The sequence below is a fragment of the Streptomyces albicerus genome (assembly GCF_008905045.1).
Lineage (GTDB): Bacteria > Actinomycetota > Actinomycetes > Streptomycetales > Streptomycetaceae > Streptomyces > Streptomyces albicerus.
The window spans coordinates 1-2,256 of sequence record NZ_VWMY01000153.1 but is presented as its reverse complement, the minus strand read 5'-3'; the positions used below and the strand labels follow the sequence as shown (position 1 = coordinate 2,256).

Sequence of the window (2,256 nt, the reverse complement as noted above, 5' to 3'; positions counted from 1 at the left end):
GGCCCGCTGCGGCCGCGGCGATCCACCCGTGCGGCGAGACGACGATCAGGACGCGCAGCGCCCTCACTTTGATCATCGTCCCCAGGATGCGGGGGTCGATCTCGACCTGCTACGCGAAGCAGGGCATGAGCGGCGACTACGTTTACGCCCTGCAGGTAAACATCCTCGTCTGCTACGCAGGGACGCCCGCCGCAACCTATATCAAGAACAGTGGCGGCGCTGACGGCGTCTACGGCGCCGGCACCCGAGATGCGTTCAAGTGGATCCAGAAAAACGTGTGGGGCCTCACTGGGAGCAACGTCGACGGCGTCTACGGCCCCTACGCCCGCGACCACATGCTCTTTGCGCTGTGGTGGCACACGAATACCGTGCCCACCACCACCACAGGCAGGTGCTCCAGATACGACGTGTGATGCGACTCCCGTCTAGGACATGCCCATGCCGTTGTGCCGCAGCAAGGACTCCACCAAGGGCTCGGGGAACGGCTGTCTGCTCAGCCTTCCCCTCGCGGTACGAGGCTGAGGTGAGCTGTCGGGCTGGGCGGTGCTTCGGGCTGAGGGGCGCGGGCCCAGCCGTGGGCGTGCATGGTCTCGGTCTCCCAGTCTTCGAAGAGCTGGGGCAGTGCCTTCGGATCGCGGTCCGGGTCGCGATGCCAGCGGATGAAGGCACGGGCGGCGGGGCGGTCTGCGTCACAGGCCGGGCAGAGTTCCATCCACACGCCGGTCATCAGCGGGCCGTGCCAGTGCAGCAGGAGGTCGCCGCCACAGCGGGAGCAGGGGCCGGTCCTGCCGCTTGTCTTCGTCTGGGTCGGCGGGGTGCAGCCGGGCAAGTTCTTCGTCGCTGACGTTGTCGAGGCTGCCGTCGATGGTGCTGACGCGGCAGAAGGAGCCGTCAGGGCGCACCACGTAGCGCCAGGTGAACGACATACGCCCCCTTTCGGGATGGAGCGTTACGCGAACGTCAACGATCCGCCTGTTGCCTGATCAGCGTCAAGGGATCGGCAGGTGCCGCCCGTGCCAGGAGGTCCGACGCGGGCCCGACTTGGCGGGCAGCTTCCGGAGTCCCAGCGCGAAGGCCCTACTGCCACACCATGCCGAGTGGCTGTCAAGTCCCCTGCGCGTGGGGCCGGTTGTACCCCTTACTGATCGTTTCAGAATGAGGGTGCTGGCTATTTGTCATCGAGTCGCTGAAGGACCTGCGTGAAGTCACCGGCGTCGAGCAGGACGGCGAGTACCTGGATCATGTTGTCGATGCCAGGGTCCCGGACTATCAATCCGTCAGAACACCAGAAGTAACGGCCGCCCAACTCCTCGTCTGTCTGGGACCACCTCTTCATCAGGCGTTCAACCTCGGCGAGCGTGAACACGGTCGCGCTCCAGCGGGAGCCGTCCGCTGCCAGCCGTACCTCTACGTCGACGTTGCAGACGGCACCCAGATCCTCGCCGGGGCTGGGTAGGAATGACGCCTCGAACCGGTCCGTGCGGACGCGGTACCAGGGTTCATCCCAACCCTGCTCAGTGGCCTTGTCCCCGGTGTTGGTCATCCGGGGAGTATGTCGATCTGGCTCGGCGTGCTCAACCGGGTTCTGGCAAGCTGCAGCCTCGTGAACATGGATCTTGTACCCGATGATCTCTGGGACCGGATAGCCCCGTTGTTGCCGGTGCGTCCACGGCGGCACCGCCATCCCGGACGGCTTCCGGTGCCGGACCGGGTTGCGCTGGCGGGCGTCGTTTACGTCCTGCGCAAGGGGGTGGCCTGGCGCGACGTGCCCAGCGAATCAGTGGGCTGCTCCGGAGTGACGGCCTGGCGCCGTCTGCGGGACTGGACCGAGGCAGGAGTCTGGCCGCACCTGCATGCTGCCCTGCTGACCGAGATGCGTCGCGCCGACCTGCTGGAACTGGACGACTGCTCTGTAGACGGATCGCACGTCCGGGCCCTCAAAGGGGGGACCCCGTCGGCCCCTCTCCGGTCGACCGCGCCCGCCCCGGCTCCAAGCATCACCTGATCGTCGACCGCCATGGAACCCCGATCGCCGTCACACTGACTGGCGGGAACCGCCACGATGTCACCCAACTCCTGCCCTTGTTGGACGCGGTCCCTCCGATCCGTGGACGGCGGGGACGTCCCCGCAGCAAGCCGCGGCGCGTGGCGGACGACGAACGTCGCGGCCTAGTACTGCAACGGTCCTTGTTCTGACTGCTGGGCAGTTGTCATGGGCTGTGTCCGCGTCGTTTGTAGTGGCTGATGCGGGCTTGG

4 protein-coding genes and 1 pseudogene are annotated in these 2,256 nt (G+C 66.5%); 2 read left to right on the top strand and 3 right to left on the bottom strand.

Translation table 11 applies throughout. The features are described 5' to 3' along the window. A partial coding sequence (locus GAS53_RS53760) for a peptidoglycan-binding domain-containing protein (RefSeq protein ID WP_225859706.1) occupies window positions 1–413 on the top strand: 413 nt, incomplete at its 5' end. A gap of 80 nt (window positions 414–493) precedes the next feature. Here GAS53_RS53760 and GAS53_RS58725 read toward each other — a convergent pair. The 3 genes from GAS53_RS58725 to GAS53_RS53750 all read right to left on the bottom strand — a co-directional run bounded on the left by GAS53_RS58725 (window position 494) and on the right by GAS53_RS53750 (window position 1,543). Further along, complete coding sequence (locus GAS53_RS58725; RefSeq protein WP_404829447.1) at window positions 494–748, bottom strand: DUF6300 family protein; 255 nt, start codon at window positions 746–748, stop codon at window positions 494–496. Then, window positions 690–926 (bottom strand): hypothetical protein, encoded by a 237-nt coding sequence (locus GAS53_RS53755; RefSeq protein ID WP_151485127.1) that lies wholly within the window; start codon window positions 924–926, stop codon window positions 690–692. The genes GAS53_RS58725 and GAS53_RS53755 overlap by 59 nt, the downstream gene beginning before the upstream one ends. Window positions 927–1,168: 242 nt before the next feature. Continuing rightward, window positions 1,169–1,543, bottom strand: coding sequence for a hypothetical protein (locus GAS53_RS53750; RefSeq protein ID WP_151485126.1), 375 nt, complete (start codon window positions 1,541–1,543; stop codon window positions 1,169–1,171). Window positions 1,544–1,609: 66 nt separating this feature from the next. On the opposite strand from GAS53_RS53750, the pseudogene GAS53_RS53745 reads away from it, so the two are divergent. Then, window positions 1,610–2,157: pseudogene (locus GAS53_RS53745) on the top strand (IS5 family transposase); the annotation flags it as partial. Window positions 2,158–2,256: the final 99 nt, after the last annotated feature.

Coding starts and splice junctions, on each gene's coding strand:
- GAS53_RS53755 (WP_151485127.1), bottom strand. CDS start 926: ATGTCGTTCACCTGGCGCTACGTGGTGCGCCCTGACGGCTCCTTCTGC.
- GAS53_RS53750 (WP_151485126.1), bottom strand. CDS start 1,543: ATGACCAACACCGGGGACAAGGCCACTGAGCAGGGTTGGGATGAACCC.